The sequence below is a fragment of the Pseudomonas sp. P105 genome, assembly GCF_032614175.1.
Lineage (GTDB): Bacteria > Pseudomonadota > Gammaproteobacteria > Pseudomonadales > Pseudomonadaceae > Aquipseudomonas > Aquipseudomonas rhizophila.
Genome location: NZ_CP126693.1, coordinates 4609003 through 4626654, shown reverse-complemented (window position 1 = coordinate 4626654; position 17652 = coordinate 4609003). Strand labels below are relative to the sequence as shown.

At 59.9% G+C, this 17652-nt stretch carries 17 protein-coding genes; 6 read left to right on the top strand and 11 right to left on the bottom strand.

Annotation, left to right across the window (positions count from 1 at the left end; translation table 11 throughout):
- Positions 1 to 25: 25 nt before the first annotated feature.
- From QOM08_RS20765 to QOM08_RS20750, 4 genes are all read right to left on the bottom strand, one after another.
- A complete protein-coding gene (locus QOM08_RS20765) occupies positions 26 to 3742 on the bottom strand; it encodes a calcium-binding protein (RefSeq protein WP_316912067.1) in 3717 nt (1238 codons plus the stop codon).
- Positions 3743 to 3880: 138 nt separating this feature from the next.
- The gene (locus QOM08_RS20760) at positions 3881 to 4510 is read right to left on the bottom strand and encodes a LysE family translocator (RefSeq protein ID WP_047229631.1); all 630 of its coding nucleotides are present in this window, start codon (positions 4508 to 4510) and stop codon (positions 3881 to 3883) included.
- 61 nt (positions 4511 to 4571) lie between these two features.
- Positions 4572 to 5921, bottom strand: coding sequence for an NCS2 family permease (locus QOM08_RS20755; RefSeq protein WP_076383799.1), 1350 nt, complete (start codon positions 5919 to 5921; stop codon positions 4572 to 4574).
- A 345-nt stretch (positions 5922 to 6266) separates the two neighbouring features.
- Positions 6267 to 6698, bottom strand: a complete 432-nt coding sequence (locus tag QOM08_RS20750; RefSeq protein ID WP_274091337.1) for a MarR family winged helix-turn-helix transcriptional regulator — start codon at positions 6696 to 6698, stop codon at positions 6267 to 6269.
- Positions 6699 to 6780: 82 nt separating this feature from the next.
- On the opposite strand from QOM08_RS20750, the gene QOM08_RS20745 reads away from it, so the two are divergent.
- Entirely contained in the window at positions 6781 to 7947 is a 1167-nt protein-coding gene (locus QOM08_RS20745) for a PLP-dependent aminotransferase family protein (protein WP_316912066.1), read from the top strand.
- Between the two features lie 143 nt (positions 7948 to 8090).
- On the opposite strand, the gene QOM08_RS20740 is transcribed toward QOM08_RS20745, so the two are convergent.
- The 5 genes from QOM08_RS20740 to QOM08_RS20720 form a co-directional block, all read right to left on the bottom strand.
- Positions 8091 to 8462 carry a glutathione S-transferase N-terminal domain-containing protein gene (locus QOM08_RS20740; protein WP_047229660.1) on the bottom strand — a complete coding sequence of 124 codons (372 nt, stop codon included), beginning with the start codon at positions 8460 to 8462 and terminating at the stop codon, positions 8091 to 8093.
- Positions 8463 to 8566: 104 nt separating this feature from the next.
- Positions 8567 to 9112 (bottom strand): GTP cyclohydrolase I FolE, encoded by a 546-nt coding sequence (gene folE / locus QOM08_RS20735; protein WP_003204506.1) that lies wholly within the window; start codon positions 9110 to 9112, stop codon positions 8567 to 8569.
- Positions 9113 to 9189: 77 nt separating this feature from the next.
- Entirely contained in the window at positions 9190 to 9747 is a 558-nt protein-coding gene (locus QOM08_RS20730) for a Smr/MutS family protein (RefSeq protein WP_025214971.1), read from the bottom strand.
- 74 nt (positions 9748 to 9821) lie between these two features.
- On the bottom strand, positions 9822 to 10142 hold the full coding sequence (locus QOM08_RS20725; RefSeq protein ID WP_047229627.1) for a hypothetical protein: 321 nt from the start codon (positions 10140 to 10142) through the stop codon (positions 9822 to 9824).
- A 131-nt stretch (positions 10143 to 10273) separates the two neighbouring features.
- Positions 10274 to 10864, bottom strand: coding sequence for a cysteine hydrolase family protein (locus QOM08_RS20720; protein ID WP_047229626.1), 591 nt, complete (start codon positions 10862 to 10864; stop codon positions 10274 to 10276).
- Positions 10865 to 11130: 266 nt separating this feature from the next.
- Between QOM08_RS20720 and prmB the strand changes: the two genes are divergently transcribed.
- Positions 11131 to 12039 carry a 50S ribosomal protein L3 N(5)-glutamine methyltransferase gene (gene prmB / locus QOM08_RS20715; RefSeq protein WP_047229625.1) on the top strand — a complete coding sequence of 303 codons (909 nt, stop codon included), beginning with the start codon at positions 11131 to 11133 and terminating at the stop codon, positions 12037 to 12039.
- Between the two features lie 161 nt (positions 12040 to 12200).
- Here the strand turns inward: prmB and QOM08_RS20710 are convergent, their stop codons facing one another.
- Together QOM08_RS20710 and QOM08_RS20705 are read right to left on the bottom strand one after the other, a co-directional pair.
- On the bottom strand, positions 12201 to 12989 hold the full coding sequence (locus QOM08_RS20710; RefSeq protein WP_047229624.1) for a hypothetical protein: 789 nt from the start codon (positions 12987 to 12989) through the stop codon (positions 12201 to 12203).
- A gap of 99 nt (positions 12990 to 13088) precedes the next feature.
- On the bottom strand, positions 13089 to 14054 hold the full coding sequence (locus QOM08_RS20705) for an alpha/beta hydrolase (RefSeq protein ID WP_047229659.1): 966 nt from the start codon (positions 14052 to 14054) through the stop codon (positions 13089 to 13091).
- A 143-nt stretch (positions 14055 to 14197) separates the two neighbouring features.
- Here QOM08_RS20705 and aroC point away from each other — a divergent pair, with 143 nt between their 5' ends.
- The 4 genes from aroC to QOM08_RS20685 are packed head-to-tail and all read left to right on the top strand — an operon-like array spanning position 14198 to position 17650.
- The gene (gene aroC / locus QOM08_RS20700; protein ID WP_288913108.1) at positions 14198 to 15289 is read left to right on the top strand and encodes a chorismate synthase; all 1092 of its coding nucleotides are present in this window, start codon (positions 14198 to 14200) and stop codon (positions 15287 to 15289) included.
- A gap of 34 nt (positions 15290 to 15323) precedes the next feature.
- Complete coding sequence (locus QOM08_RS20695; protein ID WP_047229622.1) at positions 15324 to 16469, top strand: MFS transporter; 1146 nt, start codon at positions 15324 to 15326, stop codon at positions 16467 to 16469.
- Positions 16466 to 17086, top strand: coding sequence for a methylthioribulose 1-phosphate dehydratase (locus QOM08_RS20690; protein ID WP_107321768.1), 621 nt, complete (start codon positions 16466 to 16468; stop codon positions 17084 to 17086). Before QOM08_RS20695 ends, QOM08_RS20690 begins: the two co-directional genes overlap by 4 nt.
- Before the next feature lie 18 nt (positions 17087 to 17104).
- Positions 17105 to 17650, top strand: a complete 546-nt coding sequence (locus QOM08_RS20685) for a 1,2-dihydroxy-3-keto-5-methylthiopentene dioxygenase (protein ID WP_139049419.1) — start codon at positions 17105 to 17107, stop codon at positions 17648 to 17650.
- The last annotated feature ends 2 nt before the right edge of the window (positions 17651 to 17652 follow it).

The following is a 17652-nucleotide window of genomic DNA, read 5'->3' as shown; positions in this document are numbered from 1 at the left end:
AAACCGTCGAAGACGTTCCTCAAGGTCAGGTAGGTTCGGGAGACGCCTCAGCCAATGAGAGGAACCAGCTCAATTGCGAGAGCCTTATGCCGAAGACCGCGCTCAGCGCTAACGCCCGCGCAAACATCACTGAGTTGTCCAAAGTGAAGCCTTCTATCAGCTCCACGCATTTTTCCCGCAACAGACGAAGTGTGTCATCACCCAGGGGCGGCGTCTGATTGAGCCCCTCGCGGGCCAGATCCTGATAGATCTTGAGGGCGTGGTCACACAGGTCTGTTTTTCTCAGGTTCGCCGCCTCAATGACTCGGGACTTATCGGTGTCAAGGATCCATTTACGGGTTCTGAGGTTGTAGCTCAGTGTGCCGGGAGACCCATCTTTGACAGCAACGTGAAGAACCTTCAGTTCTTCGGATGTCAGGCTCGACAGTTCGCTGGGCAATGGGATGTTGGGGTCGGTGAGCGGGGCAAAATACCGGCCATCAAGCGCTTCTACATAAACCCGCTCAAACAGGCTGTCGACAGCATGAACAACACCTTGTGCAGTGATGACTCGTATCGGGTCGACAAGGTCTTCAGCTGCATAGACGGGAAGATGGATGGTGGTTCCACCTATTTGCAGCAGGTTGGAGGACAGTTTTATCTCGACTTGGCCCAGGCGCGTGGCATCCAACTCCCATAGGGAGGCACGGGGTAACCGAGGATTGGCGCCGGCCAATGCACCTGGCGTGGACAGGCGTAACGTCATGTTCGGGCTCAGGTGAACCAGGTAGGTGGCGCCTTCGCCAATCAGGACTTCGATACCCGTTTGTTCCGTGGGCGATGTCAGCAGGGCGCAGGTTGCCCAACTGCGCATGTAATAAGGTTTTTTGTCCAAGGGTTGTAGATAGGCGTATTTCTTTTTGGTAGGCGTCAATGGCAATGGAACGTCTGTTTTCCATGCCACCGGATCTTTACCTATGAATGTTTCGTCCAGCAACAGGCCATAGTCGGGCGAGGGTTGGACCAGGCGGTACGACGAGCCGTCGTTCAGGGTGAGGATAAAAGTATGATGCGAACCGAGGGCGGAAAATGCACGCCGACCGGTCTTTGCGTTTTGCGCGCTATAGCGCTCATCGGAACTTGCCAGATTTTTCAGTACGACTTGGCGAACACCAAAGTGCAAGGTCAGGCCGCATTCGCCATATTTGATGCTGTCCCCTTCATCTTTCTGAGTGACATGAGCCTTGTAGTAGGCCTCGATACGGGTCAGCTCGGCGTTGGCGTAGTCCAGATGAAGGGTGGTGGAAAATTCGCTTTTTTGTTTGACCTTGAGTGTGGTCAGTTCATTGAGATGTGAAACATAGTAGCTGGTGTCTTTGTCATGGCTGATCGGCTGCTCGCTTCGATCAGGCAGGATAGCCGGGTTGTGGGGTGTGCCTGGCTGCACCACAACTGTTTCAATGTCGAGCGGGCTGCTGGATTCGATCGTGTCGGGCAGGTCGGGCACCAAATGGTAGCCATCCTGGGTGATGAACGTCAGTCTGTTGTTTTGTAAGGCTCTTGGAAAAGCAGAGTCTTCATAGACTTCCCTGATGGTGACTTTGCGAAACTCCCGGTCGCTTGCATCAAAGCATGAAGTAATGACCAGATGGCCGTCTTCAATTCGCCAGCTTTCAATCAGGTCAGCTCTCCAGTCCAGCGCGATGACGCTGTTGTCCACACCATCTTCGGTGATGGAAACGTGGCCGGTTTTATGAGCGATGGCATAGATATCCTCACCCGGTCCGCCGTCTGCGTTGCGGTTATTTCCATTGAGAATGAAAATTCGGTCATCTCCCGCGCCGGCGTCGATTGAATCGTTGCCGCGGGACTTGATGATGTTTGGGCCGGCTGTCCCCTTGATGATGTTGGCACCGCCCTCGGGAATTTCTACGTTTTCAATGCTTTCAAGGTCCGCGTGGCGATGACGCTTGCTCTGCGTGTCATGACTTTTTTGAGTGATGATGGACACTTGCCCGACGTCCAGGTCGACCTGGTAACCCAGACGCGGCTCCTGATGACTGCTGCTACGGCCCGCCAACACCAGGGTGTCGTTGCCCAAGCCACCCACCAGGTTATTTGCTGACGTTTCACTGAGGGTTTCCGTGGAGCCTTCAAAGATAAACACGTCGTCTTTTGTGCCCCCGGTCAGTTTTTTAACGCCCGCCCCGTAGTGAAAGACGTTTGGCTTGTTTTCGACGCCTTCAACGATGTCGTTGCCGCCGCCGATGTACCAATGGATAGCTTTATGTTCGGCCGACGTTTCAATGACTGCGCCGGGCGTCTGAGCCGTAACGCCTTTACGCGCATCGATCCGGTCGTCGTTGTCTTTGATCTTCGGGCGGACTGTTGTCGCCCGGTACCTGGCACCGGTCCACCAGTTCCAAGTGTTGTAGGGCACCGGTTCAAGCTCCACGGTGAATGTACCGTTTACGATTGCCTCAGTGCTGTCTTTCAGTGGGCCTTTGAGCAAGTGCGAGGCATTGGCCTGCAGCAGCTTTGTATGTTCGGCGGTAGCCTTGGCGATGGTGTAGCGATCCTGGATATCTTTATCAGGGCCCATTGCCCAGAAGGCCAACCAACCGGTGCGCAGACGCTCGTGCACGGTGAGTTCTATATAGTCGTCGATGTCATCGACTTGACGAACCGCGCCCCAGATTTGTGAGCCAACCACCAGGATAAGTCCGGCGGCAAGGCCCACTGGACCGGCTGAACCAAATCCCGCCAGCGCCGCTATGCCAATGGTTAAGGTCATCGCGGCGCTGGTGACGCTCAAGGCTGCGCTGACATAGTGGTCGGTGGCTTCTTTGCCAGTGGCGTGGGCAGCCGCCTTGAAAGAATCAACCGCAGCAATGATATCGAAAGGAAGTGTCAGGACGCTGGCAATCAGCCCACTTCCACGGGCGAGGCGCGTGGCAAAGGTCGTTTTGGCAAAGCCCTCGAGGGAGCGTTGGCCGGCCCTGATCATCTGAGAGGCTTGTCTGGTCACCGCAGCTTCGACACCGATTGAAGCGACTTCGGCGGCCACGCTGGTCCCATTGAAAATGGTCTGGTAGGAGTCCTTGTTACGGATGGCGTCTTGCAGGCCGCGCAGACCGCTATAGATTCCGAAGGCCTGAAGTCCAAGCCCTGTAGGGATGAGGATATTGCTCTTGGTTGTATTTGCCCAACTGAATGCTCTATGGCTAAGCCCTTGTATAGCGAGCCTTTGGGCCGATTTCAGGAGTTTTTCCAGTGTTCTCCGATGGCTGGCGGGTTCGGCCTGTGTTTCAGGCGTTTGCCTCAATAATGGGGGCGCGGCGGGTGAGCGCTGGCTCGCCATTTCAAACAGCAACGTGGGCAGCCGATAGTCGTTTGCGTCGGCGGTTAGTTTGAGCCGGGTTTCAATATTGTTTGCGTTGAACTGTAACGAGTTCACGAAAAAACGATTGAGGCTGCGGAAAAAAGTATTGTCGCCGTTCAGCGGCTGTCCATCGGTGGTTGCGCCTAACGCATCCAGGGCTGAACGGGTGACAGTCACGGAACCGATGTGCAGCGGGCCGTAAAGTTTATCGACGATTTCGAGTTGGGCTTGTCTATGTTTGTGCTCCGAACTCAGCTGCGTCCCATCGGCAGTCTTGAAATCGAGTGTTTCGATGGTGTGCTTATTTGTAGGCACGCCTAAGTCGGTAATGACTACGGCATAGTCGTCGGGCACCGGGCCGGGCTGGAAAATCTGGGCCATTGTGAACGTCCTTGTTCAACGATGATTGAGTGGCCCTATATGTAAGATGCTTCCTGGCGGGGTGTATATCGATGGGTTGTTTCTACGTTTTGCGAAAGCCTCGAGTAAAAGATGAGGCTGTTTCGCAAAGTCAGGGACTCAGTGAGTCGACATCAAAGAGGCCGCGCCCGCACCGCCAAAGAGTCCTGCGCTGATGCGGTTGAACCAACTCTGGCCTTTACCCGTTCGCAGATATCGCGCCGCGCCGTGGGCGCCGAGGCCGTAAGCCAGCTTGCAGAGCAGGTCAAGAACGGTCCAGGTGGCGATCATGATCAGCAGTTGCGGCAGGAACGGTTGTTCGGCGCTCAAGAACTGCGGCAGGAAAGCGGCGAAGAACAGAATGTCCTTGGGATTGCTGGCACCCAGCACGAATGCCCGGCCGAACAGGGCGCGAAAGCGCGGGATGGCGGCGGCTTGGGGCACTTCGGCACCCTGGGACGGCTGGCGCGATTGCTGCCAGCTCTGCCAGGCCAGGTAAAACAGATACAACGCGCCGACCATCTTCAGGGCGCTGAACAGTTGCTCTGACGCCAACAACAGTGCGCCGAGGCCCAGCGCCGATGCGCTCAGCAGGCAAATCGAGGCGATCACGCCACCCAGAAACGCCGGATACGAACGGCGCAGGCCATAGTTCAGGCTGTTGCCGATCATCAGCAACGACAGTGGGCCGGGGATGAGGATCACCACCAGAGCGGCGCCGCTGAACAACAGCCAGGTTTCCAGATTCATTGCTTTGCTCCTGATGCAAGAACGCCTCACCCGACGGGGTGAGGCTGATGAATAATCCCGCCTACAAGAAGATGAACTTGGCGATGAAGATCGCGCAGAGCACCCACAGACTGACAGAAATTTCCTTGTGTTTACCCGTGCCGGCCTTAAGCACCACATAGGTGATGAAGCCCAGCGCAATACCGTCGGCGACCGAAAAGGTCAGGGGCATCATGATGGCCGTGACGATGGCCGGGATGCTGTCGGTCGCTTCGTCCCATTCGATGTGGGCCATGCCCCCCATCATCAGCATGGCGACATAGATCAAGGCCCCCGCGGTAGCGTAGGCGGGGATCATCCCGGCCAGGGGTGCGAAGAACATCGCGGCAATAAATAGCACACCGACCGTCACGGCGGTAAGCCCTGTACGGCCACCAGCCGCGACACCGGCGGCGCTTTCCACATAGCTGGTCACCGGCGGCACGCCGACCATGGCGCCGAACACGCTAGAGGCGCTGTCGGCTTTCAAGGCCTTGGACAGGTTCTCGATCTTGCCATCAGGTTTGACCAGCCCGGCACGCTGGGCAACGCCCATCAGGGTGCCGGCGGTGTCGAACATGTGCACGAACAGGAAGGCCAGCACTACGCTGATCATGCTGACGTTGAATACGCCGACCACATCCATCGCCATCCAGGTGGGCGCCAGGCTCGGAGGCGTCGACATGACCCCGTTGTATTGCACCAGTCCCAGGCCCCAACCGGCCAGGGTCACGGCGATGATGCTGATCAGGATCGCGCCGAACACGCGGTGATAGCTGAGCACGGCGATCATCAGGAAACACACCGCAGCCAGTAACGGGCCGGGCTCGTGCAGGGAGCCGAGCTTGATCAGGGTAGCGGGGCTGTCCACGACGATGCCGGCGGTCTTCAGGCCGATTAGTCCGAGGAACAACCCGACTCCCGCACCCATGGCATAACGCAGGCTCACCGGAATGCTGTTGAGCAGCCACTCACGCACCCGCGACAGGGTCAGGAACATGAATAGCACCCCGGAAACAAACACCGCGCCCAATGCGGTTTCCCAGTTGTAGCCCATGGTGCCGACCACGGTGTAGGTGAAAAACGCGTTCAGGCCCATGCCCGGTGCCAGGCCCACCGGCCAGTTGGCGTACAGGCCCATCAACAGGCAACCCAGGGCGGCGGCGATGCAGGTCGCGACGAATGCGGCGCCGTGATCGATGCCGGCGTCGGCCATGATGTTGGGGTTGACGAAGATGATGTAAGCCATGGTGATGAAGGTCGTCAGACCGGCAATCAGCTCGGTCTTCACCGTGGTGCCATGCAAGCTGAGTTTGAAGATGCGCTCCAGCCAACCAGTGCGTAGTGGCGGCGAGAGGTCCAGCGTCCGGGCTTCGGGTTTGCGGCTTTCCACAGCGAGTACTCCTCAAGAGTTTTATTGTTATTTCCAGCACGCCCGCCCCCTGAGGGTGGCGGCGTTGCTTTGAGGCAGGTAAGGCTGGCGAGGTTTTTTGACCCTATGGTCAAGAACTCGCACGAAGCGAATTATGCTTTTGTATACAAATAAAGCAAATAATGTTTTCTGTGTTGTCGACGAAATGTCTGGCGATAGGGATATATCGCCCATGCGGGCGCTATCGCGAGCAAGCTCGCTCCCACAGGGGAACGCCGGCAAACACAAATTATGTGCTCACCACACTCCAACTGTGGGAGCGAGCTTGCTCGCGATAGCGCCAGTCCAGGCAAAGCCAATCTGAGCCTAGGCCTTGCCCAGTGCCAGGTTCACCGCCAACCACCCATTCACCGCTTCCTCCCCAGCCTCGGCAAACACCCGCTCGAGCAATTTCACCTGCTCACGCCGCAACGCCTGTTCGAAGCGCTCGCCCTCGGCCGTCAGTTCCAGCAGCCGCTTACGCTTGTCCGTCTCGGAGGCGACGCTGTTCACCAGGTGCATTTCCATCAACTGCCGCAACGGCATGTTCAACGCCTGTTTGCTCACGCCAAGCAGCGTCAGCAATTCCTTCACGCTCAGGGATGGGTAGCGGGCGATAAAAAAAACGATGCGCTGATGCACCCGGCTCAGCCCGCGACGCTCAAGCATTTCATCGGCCTTGGCGGTAAACGCCTGGTAACCGAAGAAGAACGCTTCCATGGCCATTTGCTGGGAGGCCGGGTTTTTAAGGTCAAGCATGTTGACGTATCCAGAGAGGTCGGAGTAATTTCGGTCAACCAGTTTGACTCATTTTTCCAGTGACCCGCTACAGGTGACCCCCATGGCTTTTTCCGAACGTGTCTCGCGCCTCAAAAGTTCTTTGATTCGAGAAATCCTCGCCGCCGCGCAGCGTCCTGAAGTGATGTCGTTCGCCGGTGGCCTGCCGGCCGAAGCCATGCTGCCGAAAGTCGAATGGGCGGCCATGCCGGTGTCCATGGGCCAATACGGCATGAGCGAAGGTGAACCGGCCTTGCGCGAAGCCCTGGCGGCACAGGCGCGGTCATTGGGCCTGGCGTGTGAAGCCAGTCAGGTGCTGGTGGTCAGCGGCTCCCAGCAAACCCTCGACCTGGCGGCCAAGCTGCACATCGATGTCGGCACTCAAGTCATGCTGGAAGCGCCGACCTACCTGGCCGCGCTGCAGATTTTCCAGCTGTTTGGCGCCGACTGCATCACGGTGCCCCTGGAGGCCGATGGGCCTGATCTGAAACAGTTGCGAGCCCGACTGGAACAGTATCGCCCCGCGTTCATCTACCTGATTCCCACCTTCCAGAACCCTTCGGCGGTGCGCTACAGCGAGGCCAAGCGCGATGCCGTGGCGGCGCTGCTGGATGAGTTCGGCGTGACCTTGGTGGAAGACGAGCCCTACCGCGAGCTGACCTTCGACGGCGGCAGCGCCACGCCGATTGTCAGTCGCTTGAAGAAAGCCAGCTGGATCTACACCGGCACTGTGTCGAAAACCCTGTTGCCCGGGCTACGTGTGGGTTACCTGATCGCCAGCCCGGATCTGTTCTCACACCTGCTGCGGCTCAAGCAGTCGGCGGACCTGCACACCAATCGCATCGGTCAGTGGCAGGCATTGCAATGGATCGGCACCGAGCAGTACCAAAGCCATTTGAGCGAGTTGAGGGATTTTTACCGGGATCGTCGCGACCGGTTCCAGGCGGCGCTGCAAACACATTTTTCCGATATCGCGCATTGGAATGTGCCTCAGGGCGGGCTGTTTTTCTGGCTGACCCTCAAGCAACCGCTGGACACCCGCACCTTGCTCGACGCCGCGCTGGCTGCCGACGTCGCGTTCATGCCGGGAGAGCCGTTCTTTCCCGAGCCGGACAAGCATCCGGGGCACCTGCGGTTGAACTTCAGCCACATTGAGCCGGCGCGGCTGGATGAGGGGCTTAAGCGGTTGGCGGGGGTGGTGCGGGAGGCTTTGGCGGTAAAAGCAGCCTGACTTATGTGGTGACTGGACTGGCCCCATCGCGAGCAGGCTCGCTCCCACAGGGTTCAGAGTCGATCACAAAACCCAGTTATCCACAGTTCCATTGTGGGAGCGAGCCTGCTTGCGATAGGGCCCGCAAATACACCATAAAACTATCAGACTGCCGCAAACCGCTTATCCAGATAATCAATGATCACCTTGGACTCATACATCCAGGTGGTCTCGCCGTTCTCTTCGATGCGCAGGCACGGTACTTTGATCTTGCCGCCTTGCTCCAGCAGCGTCTGGCGATCCTGCTCGTTGTTTTTTGCATCCCGCAAGGCCACCGGCACGTTGAGGCGGTGCAGGGTGCGGCGGGTCTTCACGCAGAACGGGCAGGCGTGGAACTGATAGAGCGTCAGGCTGCGGGCGGCCTGATTGACTTGCGCCTGGGCTTCGGCCGGACGTTGCTTCTTGCCGGGGCGGGTGATGAAGTCGATGAAAATAATCAGCTGGCCCAGGCCAACTCGCAGCGCTTTGACGATCACGGTATTAAGCCTCACGACAGGGAAGAAGAGGGCGCGCAGCTTACCTGATTTTTCACGGGCGAAAAAAAACCGGCGATCAATGCCGGTTTTTTTCATGCGGGGGGTTACTTGATCAGGCTGAGGAACTCGCTGCGGGTCGCGGCGTTTTCGCGGAACTCGCCAAGCATCACCGAGGTGATCATCGAGGAGTTCTGCTTTTCCACACCGCGCATCATCATGCACATGTGCTTGGCTTCGATCACCACCGCCACGCCCAGGGCACCGGTCACCTGCTGGACCGCGTCGGCGATCTGGCGGCTGAGGTTTTCCTGGATCTGCAGGCGACGTGCGTACATGTCGACGATGCGTGCGACTTTCGAAAGCCCCAGCACCTTGCCACTCGGAATGTAGGCCACATGGGCCTTGCCGATGAAGGGCAGCAAATGGTGCTCGCACAGCGAGTACAACTCGATGTCCTTGACCAGCACCATTTCGCTGTTGTCGGAGCTGAACAAGGCACCGTTGGTGACTTCTTCGAGGGTCTGTTCGTAACCGCGGCAGAGGTACTGCATGGCCTTGGCAGCGCGCTTGGGCGTGTCGAGCAGGCCCTCGCGGGAAACGTCCTCGCCCAGTTGGCCGAGAATCGCGGTGTAATTCTGTTCCAGAGACATGAAACTACCTGTGGGATTTTACGCAAAGGGCAAGGGTACGGTGGCGGACACGGCGCTGCAAGCTCGGCAATCGGGTGCTACTCGTCGCGGCCTTCCATCATGGTGCGCTTGAGCATCACGTACACCGCCCCGGCGCCACCGTGTTTCGCCTGGCAGGAGGTGAAGCCCAGCACTTGCGGGTGCTGGCGCAGCCAGGTGTTGACGTGGCTCTTGATCATCGGCCGCTTGCCGTCCAGCCGCACGGCCTTGCCGTGGGTGACGCGCACGCAGCGGATTTCGAATTTGGTGGCTTCGGCCAAGAAGGCCCAGAGGGTTTCCCGGGCCTTTTCCACGGTCATGCCGTGCAGGTCGAGGCTGCCTTCGAAGGGAATCTGGCCAACCTTCAGCTTGCGCATCTGGCTTTCCTGAACGCCGTCGCGAGCCCACATCAGCTCGTCTTCAGGACCTACGTCGATCACGAACTGGTCGGACAAGCCATCCACGGTGGTGGCGTCGGTGCGCACCGTGGCGGCCTGGCGCAGCTTGGCGATTTGTGCGCGATCCGCCTTGGGTTTGCCGGTTTCGGCACGGTCGTGCTTGATCGGTTTAACGCCCTGGATCGCACTTTTGAACAGGGAAAAGTCGTCGTCTTGCATGTCAGCCTCCGCGAAGGCCGGCCAGTTTACCCAACTCCTGCGGGATCCGGCGCGACAAAACGTCGGGCGGCGGGTCAGTCGTGCTTTTTCATCAAGTGAGGAGCCATGGCCAGCTCCAGGGATTGGCGGGCCCGACGGCGGCAAAGACGCCACAGCCACACGCCCAACAGCAGTACCAGCAAGCCGATCACCAGAATGATCGTTGAGCCGAGCGGGGTTGCGTTCAACTCGCCCAGGGCGGGCGGGCGACCCAGCAGGCTGGCGGCGCCCGCCATCGACAGCAGTACACCGAGCGTTGCCAGGAGCGCCGCGAGCGCGGCACCGAAACGCAAGCGCCAGTTGCTCGGGCCTTTGGGCCGCAAGCGACGTGCGTCAAAACCATCGGATAACTTCATTCCGACCTTCCTCAATGGGTATCGGCCCTTCGACCGGAAGATGTTCGGGTTGTTCCTGACACTACGGCAATTGCGGCAAATGAGAGGCTTTTGCGGATAAGCGGCGCAACGGGCCGCTTATCGAAGGGGTGTCAGATGAAATCGCGGGTCAGGGCCAGGGTGGCGAAGTTGTCCGCCATGATCGCCATTTCGGTCTGGTGCACGTGTTCGGCGCTCAGGACTCCGCCCTTGTGCGGCAGATCGCGAGTGGCGCAGGCGTCTTCGACCAAGGTGCAACGAAAGCCCAGGTTCTTGGCGGCACGTACGGTGGTGCTGACGCTGGAATGGCTCATGAAACCGCAAACGATCAGGTCCAGGGGGCCGAGGTCCTCCAGGCGCTTTTTCAGTTCGGTGCCGTGAAATGCGCTGGGCAGCAGTTTTTCCACCACGGTTTCGTCGCCCTGGGGTTCCAGGCCGCTAATGAACTCCCCGCGTTCGCCCTGTGGGTCGAACAGCCCGCCATGGGTGCCCAGGTGACGCACATGCACGATCGGCCGGCCGGCAGCACGGGCCGCGCCGAGCAATTGCTTGATGTTCGCGACCGCCGCATCCATGCCACTCAACGCCAGGGGGCCGGCGAGGTATTCTTTCTGGGCATCGATGATGATCAGCGTCGCTTGACTCAGATTGGCCGCCGCGTAACCGCGACCGCTGAGTTGAAACATCGTTTTTGGAACGGACATTCTGGGGCTCCTTCGAGTGGGGCTTTTGCGACATTCTCCTCTGGCTGAGCGGTTCTGTGAATCGCTTCCATCGCAAGGGCCGTCGTTGCTGGCCTACAGCCTTGTCAAGATGTCTGTCTTGTTCAATAGTCAGCGCGAAAAACGGATAAATCCTACATCTGCCCCGTCCTTTTTCGTGCGTGTTTGAGGTGTGTTTGAGGCGTGCTTTGGTGAGGGGAGTGTTTGGCTGGTAGACTCGCCAGTCGTTTTTTCTGGAGTTTGCCGCCGTGATCACTTCCCGCCTCCGTACCCTGCGCGACCATATACGTTGGGCCGTCAGTCGTTTCCATGGAGAGGATCTGTTTTTCGGCCATGGCACCGACAATGCGTGGGATGAAGCCCGGCAACTGGTGTTGGGCGCGTTGCATCTGCCGTGGGAGATTGCCGATAGCTACCTGGACTGCCGTCTCGAAGATGAAGAGCTGGTCCATGTGCAACGCCTGCTGCGCCGACGCATCGCCGAACGCATCCCGGCGGCCTACCTGCTGGGTGAAGCCTGGTTCTGCGGAATGTCTTTCATCGTCGACGAGCGCGTGCTCATTCCACGCTCGCCCATTGGTGAACTGATCGAAAACCGTTTTGCGCCCTGGCTGGGTCAGGAGCCGGCACGGATTCTCGACCTCTGCACCGGTTCCGGCTGCATCGGCATCGCGTGCGCTTTCGAATTCCCGGAGGCGGAGGTGGTGCTGGCTGACCTGTCGTTCGAAGCGTTGGAAGTGGCCAACCAGAACATCGAGCGTCACGGCGTCGACGAGCGCGTGTTCACTGTCCAGGGGGATGGTTTCGAGGGCTTGCCGGGCCAGCGTTTCGACCTGATCGTGTCCAACCCGCCCTATGTCGATGCCGAAGATTTCGCCGACATGCCCCAGGAGTATCAGCACGAGCCGGAGCTGGGCCTGGCCTGTGGCGATGATGGCTTGAACCTGGTACGCCGGATGCTGGCCGAGGCCGCCGACCATCTGACCGAGAAGGGTTTGTTGATTGTCGAGGTGGGCAACAGCCAGGTCCACGTCGAGGCGTTGTATCCGGAAGTCGATTTTGCCTGGCTGGACTTCGAACGCGGCGGGCATGGTGTGTTCATGCTCAGCGCCGAACAGTGCCGTCAGCATCAGGCGTTGTTTGCTTCGCGGGTTTGACGACAATTGATCTGACGGGCGAGCCCGGGTCTGTCACCGAGGATGCAAACCTGTGGGAGCGAGCCTGCTCGCGATGAGGGGGTGTCAGTCAGTTTGAAGACTGCTGACACGACGCCATCGCGAGCAGGCTCGCTCCCACAGGGGTTAGGCGGTGTTCAGTCTTAGCTACGCGTCGCAATCCAGATCAACAACCCGGCCTGGAACATGGCAAATGCCACCAGGCAGGTGATGGTGAAACGCAGGCCGTTGTCTTCGCGTTTGAACTTGGCGACCTTTTCTTCCTGCTGCTTGAGTTTGACTTCCTGCTCCGCTAGGTTCTGCTCGGCTTGCTGGAGCATCTGCGCGGCTTCGAGAATTTCCACGAACTGCAGTTTTTCGGTGTTCCAGTCCCCCAGCAGATTGCCAACCTGGGCTGGCTTGACGCTGCCTTTGAGGTGCTGGGCGTCGGCGTAGACCACTTCGAAACCATGGGCTTTCAGGAAGTGGTCGCGGCGCAGGCGGGTGTCTTCGTTCAGCGCGTCCTTGTTATTCAGGTCGCTGCCATCGACCCGGTAGCTCGACCAGCGCTTCTTGGCCCAGGTAATGCCCTGTGCGGCGAGGAAGCGGCCAATGCCACGGTTCAGCGGCTCGACCTGCAAGCTGTCCGGGGAAAAATACAGGCGTTTATCGACGTGGTCGGCCCAGACGTCCAGGTGATTCTGTTCCTTGCGCACCCGCTGGCCTGGCAACTGGATGCTCATGCGCAGCAAACTGCGCTCCTTGCTGTGGCGCTCGGCATAGCTGAATTCGACAAACCGCAGCGGCCGCGCACCCGTGGCACGGTCGGTCTTGAGCGGTGCCAGCCGGAGCATTTTATGGTGCTCGGCCTGCACATCCGCCCAAGGCAGCTCCGCCACTGGAGCGGCGGGCGTTTCGGCGGGGGTGTCGGGTGAAGTTTGAGTGTCAGTCATAACGGCAAAATCCTGTCCAGGCCGGCCCGTCGGCAGCCATGGCGCTGTCCGACACCGGTCTATCGGCCGTTTTTGCCAGGACTGGAGGGGAAAAACCGCTTATCGAGCGGGTAATGAGCTAATAAAACCCAGAATGTGCGTACCCAGTTCGGCCGCCAGGGGCAGGTTTGGATTTTTGTAGGAGGCCAATTGCCGCTCCATGTCGTTGGGGACGATGCGCATGACATGGTTCATGCCCTTGATCAGCGCCAGCTCGGCGTCGGGTTTGGCGGCTTGCAACTGCCTGGCGTCATCGACGCTGACTTGAATGTCATGGCTGCCCTGGATAATCAACGCTGGCATCTTCAGCGCCGCGAAAGCCTGGGCCGGCGTCTGGCGGAACAGCGATATCAGGTAGGGCTGCACGCTAGGGCGAAAGATGACCTGCAGTTGCGGCGGCACGTTCGGGTCGAGCCGACCGGCCTTGAGGCTGTCCAGCAGCTCATTGGCGCGCACCATCAGGGGGGGAGGGAGGCGGCTGCTCAGTTGTTGACGCAGCACCTGGTCGATCGGCCGGGCACTGCCGGACAGCGAGATGACCGCAGCTGCATTGGCCTGGGGCGCGGCGAGACTGGCGATCAACGCGCCTTCGCTATGACCCAACAGGATCAACGGACCCATTCGCGGATCGGCAGCCAGTTTGCGGCTCCAGGCCACGGCGTCGGCCACGTAGGCTTCGACGCTCAGGTTGCGTTCGTCCGGGGTCGCCGCAAGGCTGGCGGCCACCCCGCGTTTGTCATAGCGCACGCTGGCGATGTTGTGCTTGGCCAGCACCCAGGCCAGGCGCTTGAGGCTATCGTTGCGCCCGCCGTCGGGGTTGTTTCCGTCACGGTCGGTAGGACCCGACCCGGAAATGATCAGGACAACCGGCACCGGTGCGTCGGATTTGGGTAACAGCAGCGAGCCGAAAAGCTCGCCGTTGCCGGTGTCGAGGCTGATCGGTCGTTGCAGGACGGTGGCCTGGGCCAGGCTGGAAAGCAGGCCGGTCAACAGCGCAAGGCTCAAGGCAAGCAGTTTTAACATCATCACGCCATTAGTTACGAAGGTGCCGGTTGGACTGACAGGCATCGATAAGGTTCGAGGATGAACTCGTCGGGGAGCCTGCGTATACTGGCGCCCACTACGAATCCAAGGTTGAGTCTCTCAGCGTTTTTCACGGAGCACCCTGCATGTCCGGCAATACCTACGGCAAGCTGTTCACCGTTACCACCGCGGGCGAAAGCCATGGCCCGGCGTTGGTCGCCATTGTCGACGGCTGTCCGCCGGGCCTGGAGATTTCCCTGGACGATCTGCAGCGTGACCTGGACCGGCGCAAGCCGGGCACCAGCCGCCACACCACCCAGCGCCAGGAAGCCGATGAAGTCGAAATCCTCTCCGGCGTGTTCGAAGGACGCACCACCGGCTGCGCCATTGGCCTGCTGATCCGCAACACCGACCAGAAGTCCAAGGACTACTCGGCCATCAAGGATCTGTTCCGCCCGGCCCACGCCGACTACACCTACCACCATAAATACGGCGAGCGCGACTACCGTGGCGGCGGCCGCAGTTCGGCCCGGGAAACCGCCATGCGTGTGGCGGCCGGCGCGATTGCCAAGAAGTACCTGGCCAGCCAGGGCATCGTGATTCGTGGCTATATGAGTCAGTTGGGTCCCATCGAAATCCCGTTCAAGACCTGGGAGTCGGTGGAACAGAATGCCTTCTTCTGCCCCGACCCGGACAAGGTGCCGGCCCTTGAGGCCTACATGGACCAATTGCGTCGCGACCAGGATTCGGTCGGCGCGAAGATCACCGTGGTGGCCGAAGGTGTGATGCCGGGCCTGGGCGAGCCGATTTTCGACCGGCTCGACGCCGAACTGGCCCACGCGCTGATGAGCATCAACGCGGTGAAGGGTGTGGAAATCGGCGCCGGTTTCGCTTGTGTCGCCCAGCGTGGCACCGAGCACCGCGACGAACTGACCCCGCAAGGTTTCCTCAGCAACAATGCTGGCGGCATCCTCGGTGGCATTTCCTCGGGCCAGCCGATCGTGGCGCACCTGGCATTGAAGCCAACCTCCAGCATCACCACGCCGGGGCGCTCCATCGACATCCATGGCAACCCGGTGGACGTCATCACCAAGGGCCGTCATGACCCGTGCGTCGGCATCCGCGCCACGCCAATCGCCGAGGCGATGATGGCGATCGTGCTGATGGACCACCTGCTGCGTCATCGTGGCCAGAACGCCGATGTTCGAGTCAGCACCCCGGTGCTGGGCCAGCTTTGATGGCTGACCTGCCGACCGCCGTGGCCTGACGACCATGGCGGCTCTGCCGTACTGGCGGCTCTCCAGTTTCTATCTGTTCTATTTCGCGCTGCTCGGTTCGACGGCGCCGTTTTTGGCGTTGTATTTCGATCACCTGGGGTTCAACGCGGCGCGCATCGGCGAGCTGGTGGCGATCCCCATGCTGATGCGCTGTGTGGCACCGAATATCTGGGGCTGGCTGGGGGATTACACCGGTCAGCGCCTGGCGATCGTGCGTTTTGGCGCCATTTGCACGCTGCTGACGTTCTCGCTGATCTTCATCGACCAGAGCTACGCCTGGCTGGCGCTGGTCATGGCGCTGCACGCGTTCTTCTGGCACGCGGTGTTGCCGCAGTTCGAAGTCATTACCCTGGCCCACTTGAGCGGGCAAACTTCGCGCTACAGCCAGATCCGCCTGTGGGGCTCCATCGGCTTCATCATTACCGTGGTTGCGCTTGGCCGGCTGTTCGAATGGTTGAGCCTGGACATTTACCCGGTGGCGCTGGTGTTGATCATGGGCGGCATCGTGCTCGCCAGCTTCTGGGTCCCCAATGCCCAGCCGACACAGGGGCCGCGAGTCGCGGGGGAAGGTTTTCTGCGGCAACTGCGCAACCCCGGGGTGCTGGCGTTTTATGGATGTGTGGGGCTGATGCAGGTCAGTCACGGGCCGTATTACACCTTTCTGACGCTGCACCTGGAAGGCCTGGGTTACAGTCGCGGGTTGATCGGTATGCTCTGGGCCATTGGCGTGGTCGCGGAAGTCTTGATCTTCCTGCTGATGAGCCGGATCCTGGCGCGGTTTTCCGTGCGTCGGGTGCTGCTGGTGAGTTTCCTGCTGGCGGCGTTGCGTTGGCTGCTGCTGGGCTCACTGGCCGAATTTCTCTGGGTCCTGTTGTTTGCCCAGGTGCTGCACGCGGCGACCTTCGGCAGTTTTCACGCAGCTGCCATCCATTTCGTGCAACGTAGCTTCGGCCCACGCCAGCAAGGCCAGGGCCAGGCGTTGTACGCCGCCCTGGCTGGCATGGGCGGGGCGTTGGGCGCGTTGTATTCCGGCTACAGCTGGAACGCCCTGGGTGCCAGTTGGACTTTCAGCATCGCCAGCCTCGCAGCCTTCGCTGCAGCCGTTATCATTGCCACACGTATGCAAGAGGACAGGCCATGAGCCTTACCCGTGAACAGCTCGCCCGGGAAATCATCGATGCCGGGCGTTTTTTGTATGGCCGCGGCTGGTCCCCGGCCACCAGCAGCAACTATTCGACCCGGCTTGCCCCTGATCAGGCCTTGCTCACCGTGTCCGGCAAGCACAAGGGGCAACTGGGCCTGGATGATGTGCTCGCCACCGACCTGGACGGCAACAGCCTGGAGCGCGGCAAGACACCCTCCGCCGAAACCCTGCTGCACACCCAGCTGTATCGCTGGCGCCCGGAGATCGGCGCGGTGCTGCACACCCATTCGGTGAATGCCACGGTGTTGTCGCGCCTGACCCACCAGGCTTTCATCGACTTTGAAGACTACGAACTGCAAAAAGCCTTCAGCGGTGTGTCGACCCACGAATCCTGTGTCCGCGTGCCGATTTTCGACAACGACCAGGACATCGCGCGCCTGGCCGGCCAGGTGCAGCCGTGGCTCGAGGCTCACCCCGATTGCGTCGGCTACCTGATTCGCGGGCATGGCCTGTATACCTGGGGGCCGAGCATGAACGATGCCCTGCGCCAGATCGAAGCGTTCGAGTTCCTGTTTGAGTGTGAGCTCAAGACCCGCGCACTCCTGAACCGTTAATTTGCTGGAGCCCTAACCATGAGCAGCCTGTCCGTCTATCACGTCTCAAGCCCCGACATTCCGAACAAGGTGCTGACCCATTTCGAAGACATCGCCGCGACCCTGGCCGATAAAGGTGTTCGCTTCGACCGCTGGGAAGCGGCGGCGAAAATCCAGCCAGGCGCCGGCCAGGACGAAGTGATTGCCGCCTACAAGACCCAGATCGACCGGTTGATGACCGAGCGCGGCTACGTCACGGTCGACGTCATCAGCCTCAACAGCGATCACCCGCAAAAAGCCGAACTGCGGGCCAAATTCCTCGATGAACATCGCCATGCTGAAGACGAAGTACGATTTTTCGTCGCCGGTCGTGGCCTGTTTACCCTGCACATCGACGATTACGTCTACGCCGTACTGTGCGAAAAGAATGACCTGATCTCGGTGCCTGCGGGCACGCCGCACTGGTTCGACATGGGCGAGCATCCACATTTCGTTGCCATTCGCCTGTTCAACAACCCGGAAGGTTGGGTCGCGAAGTTCACTGGCGACGACATCGCCAGCCGTTTCCCGCGCCTGGAGGACTGAGC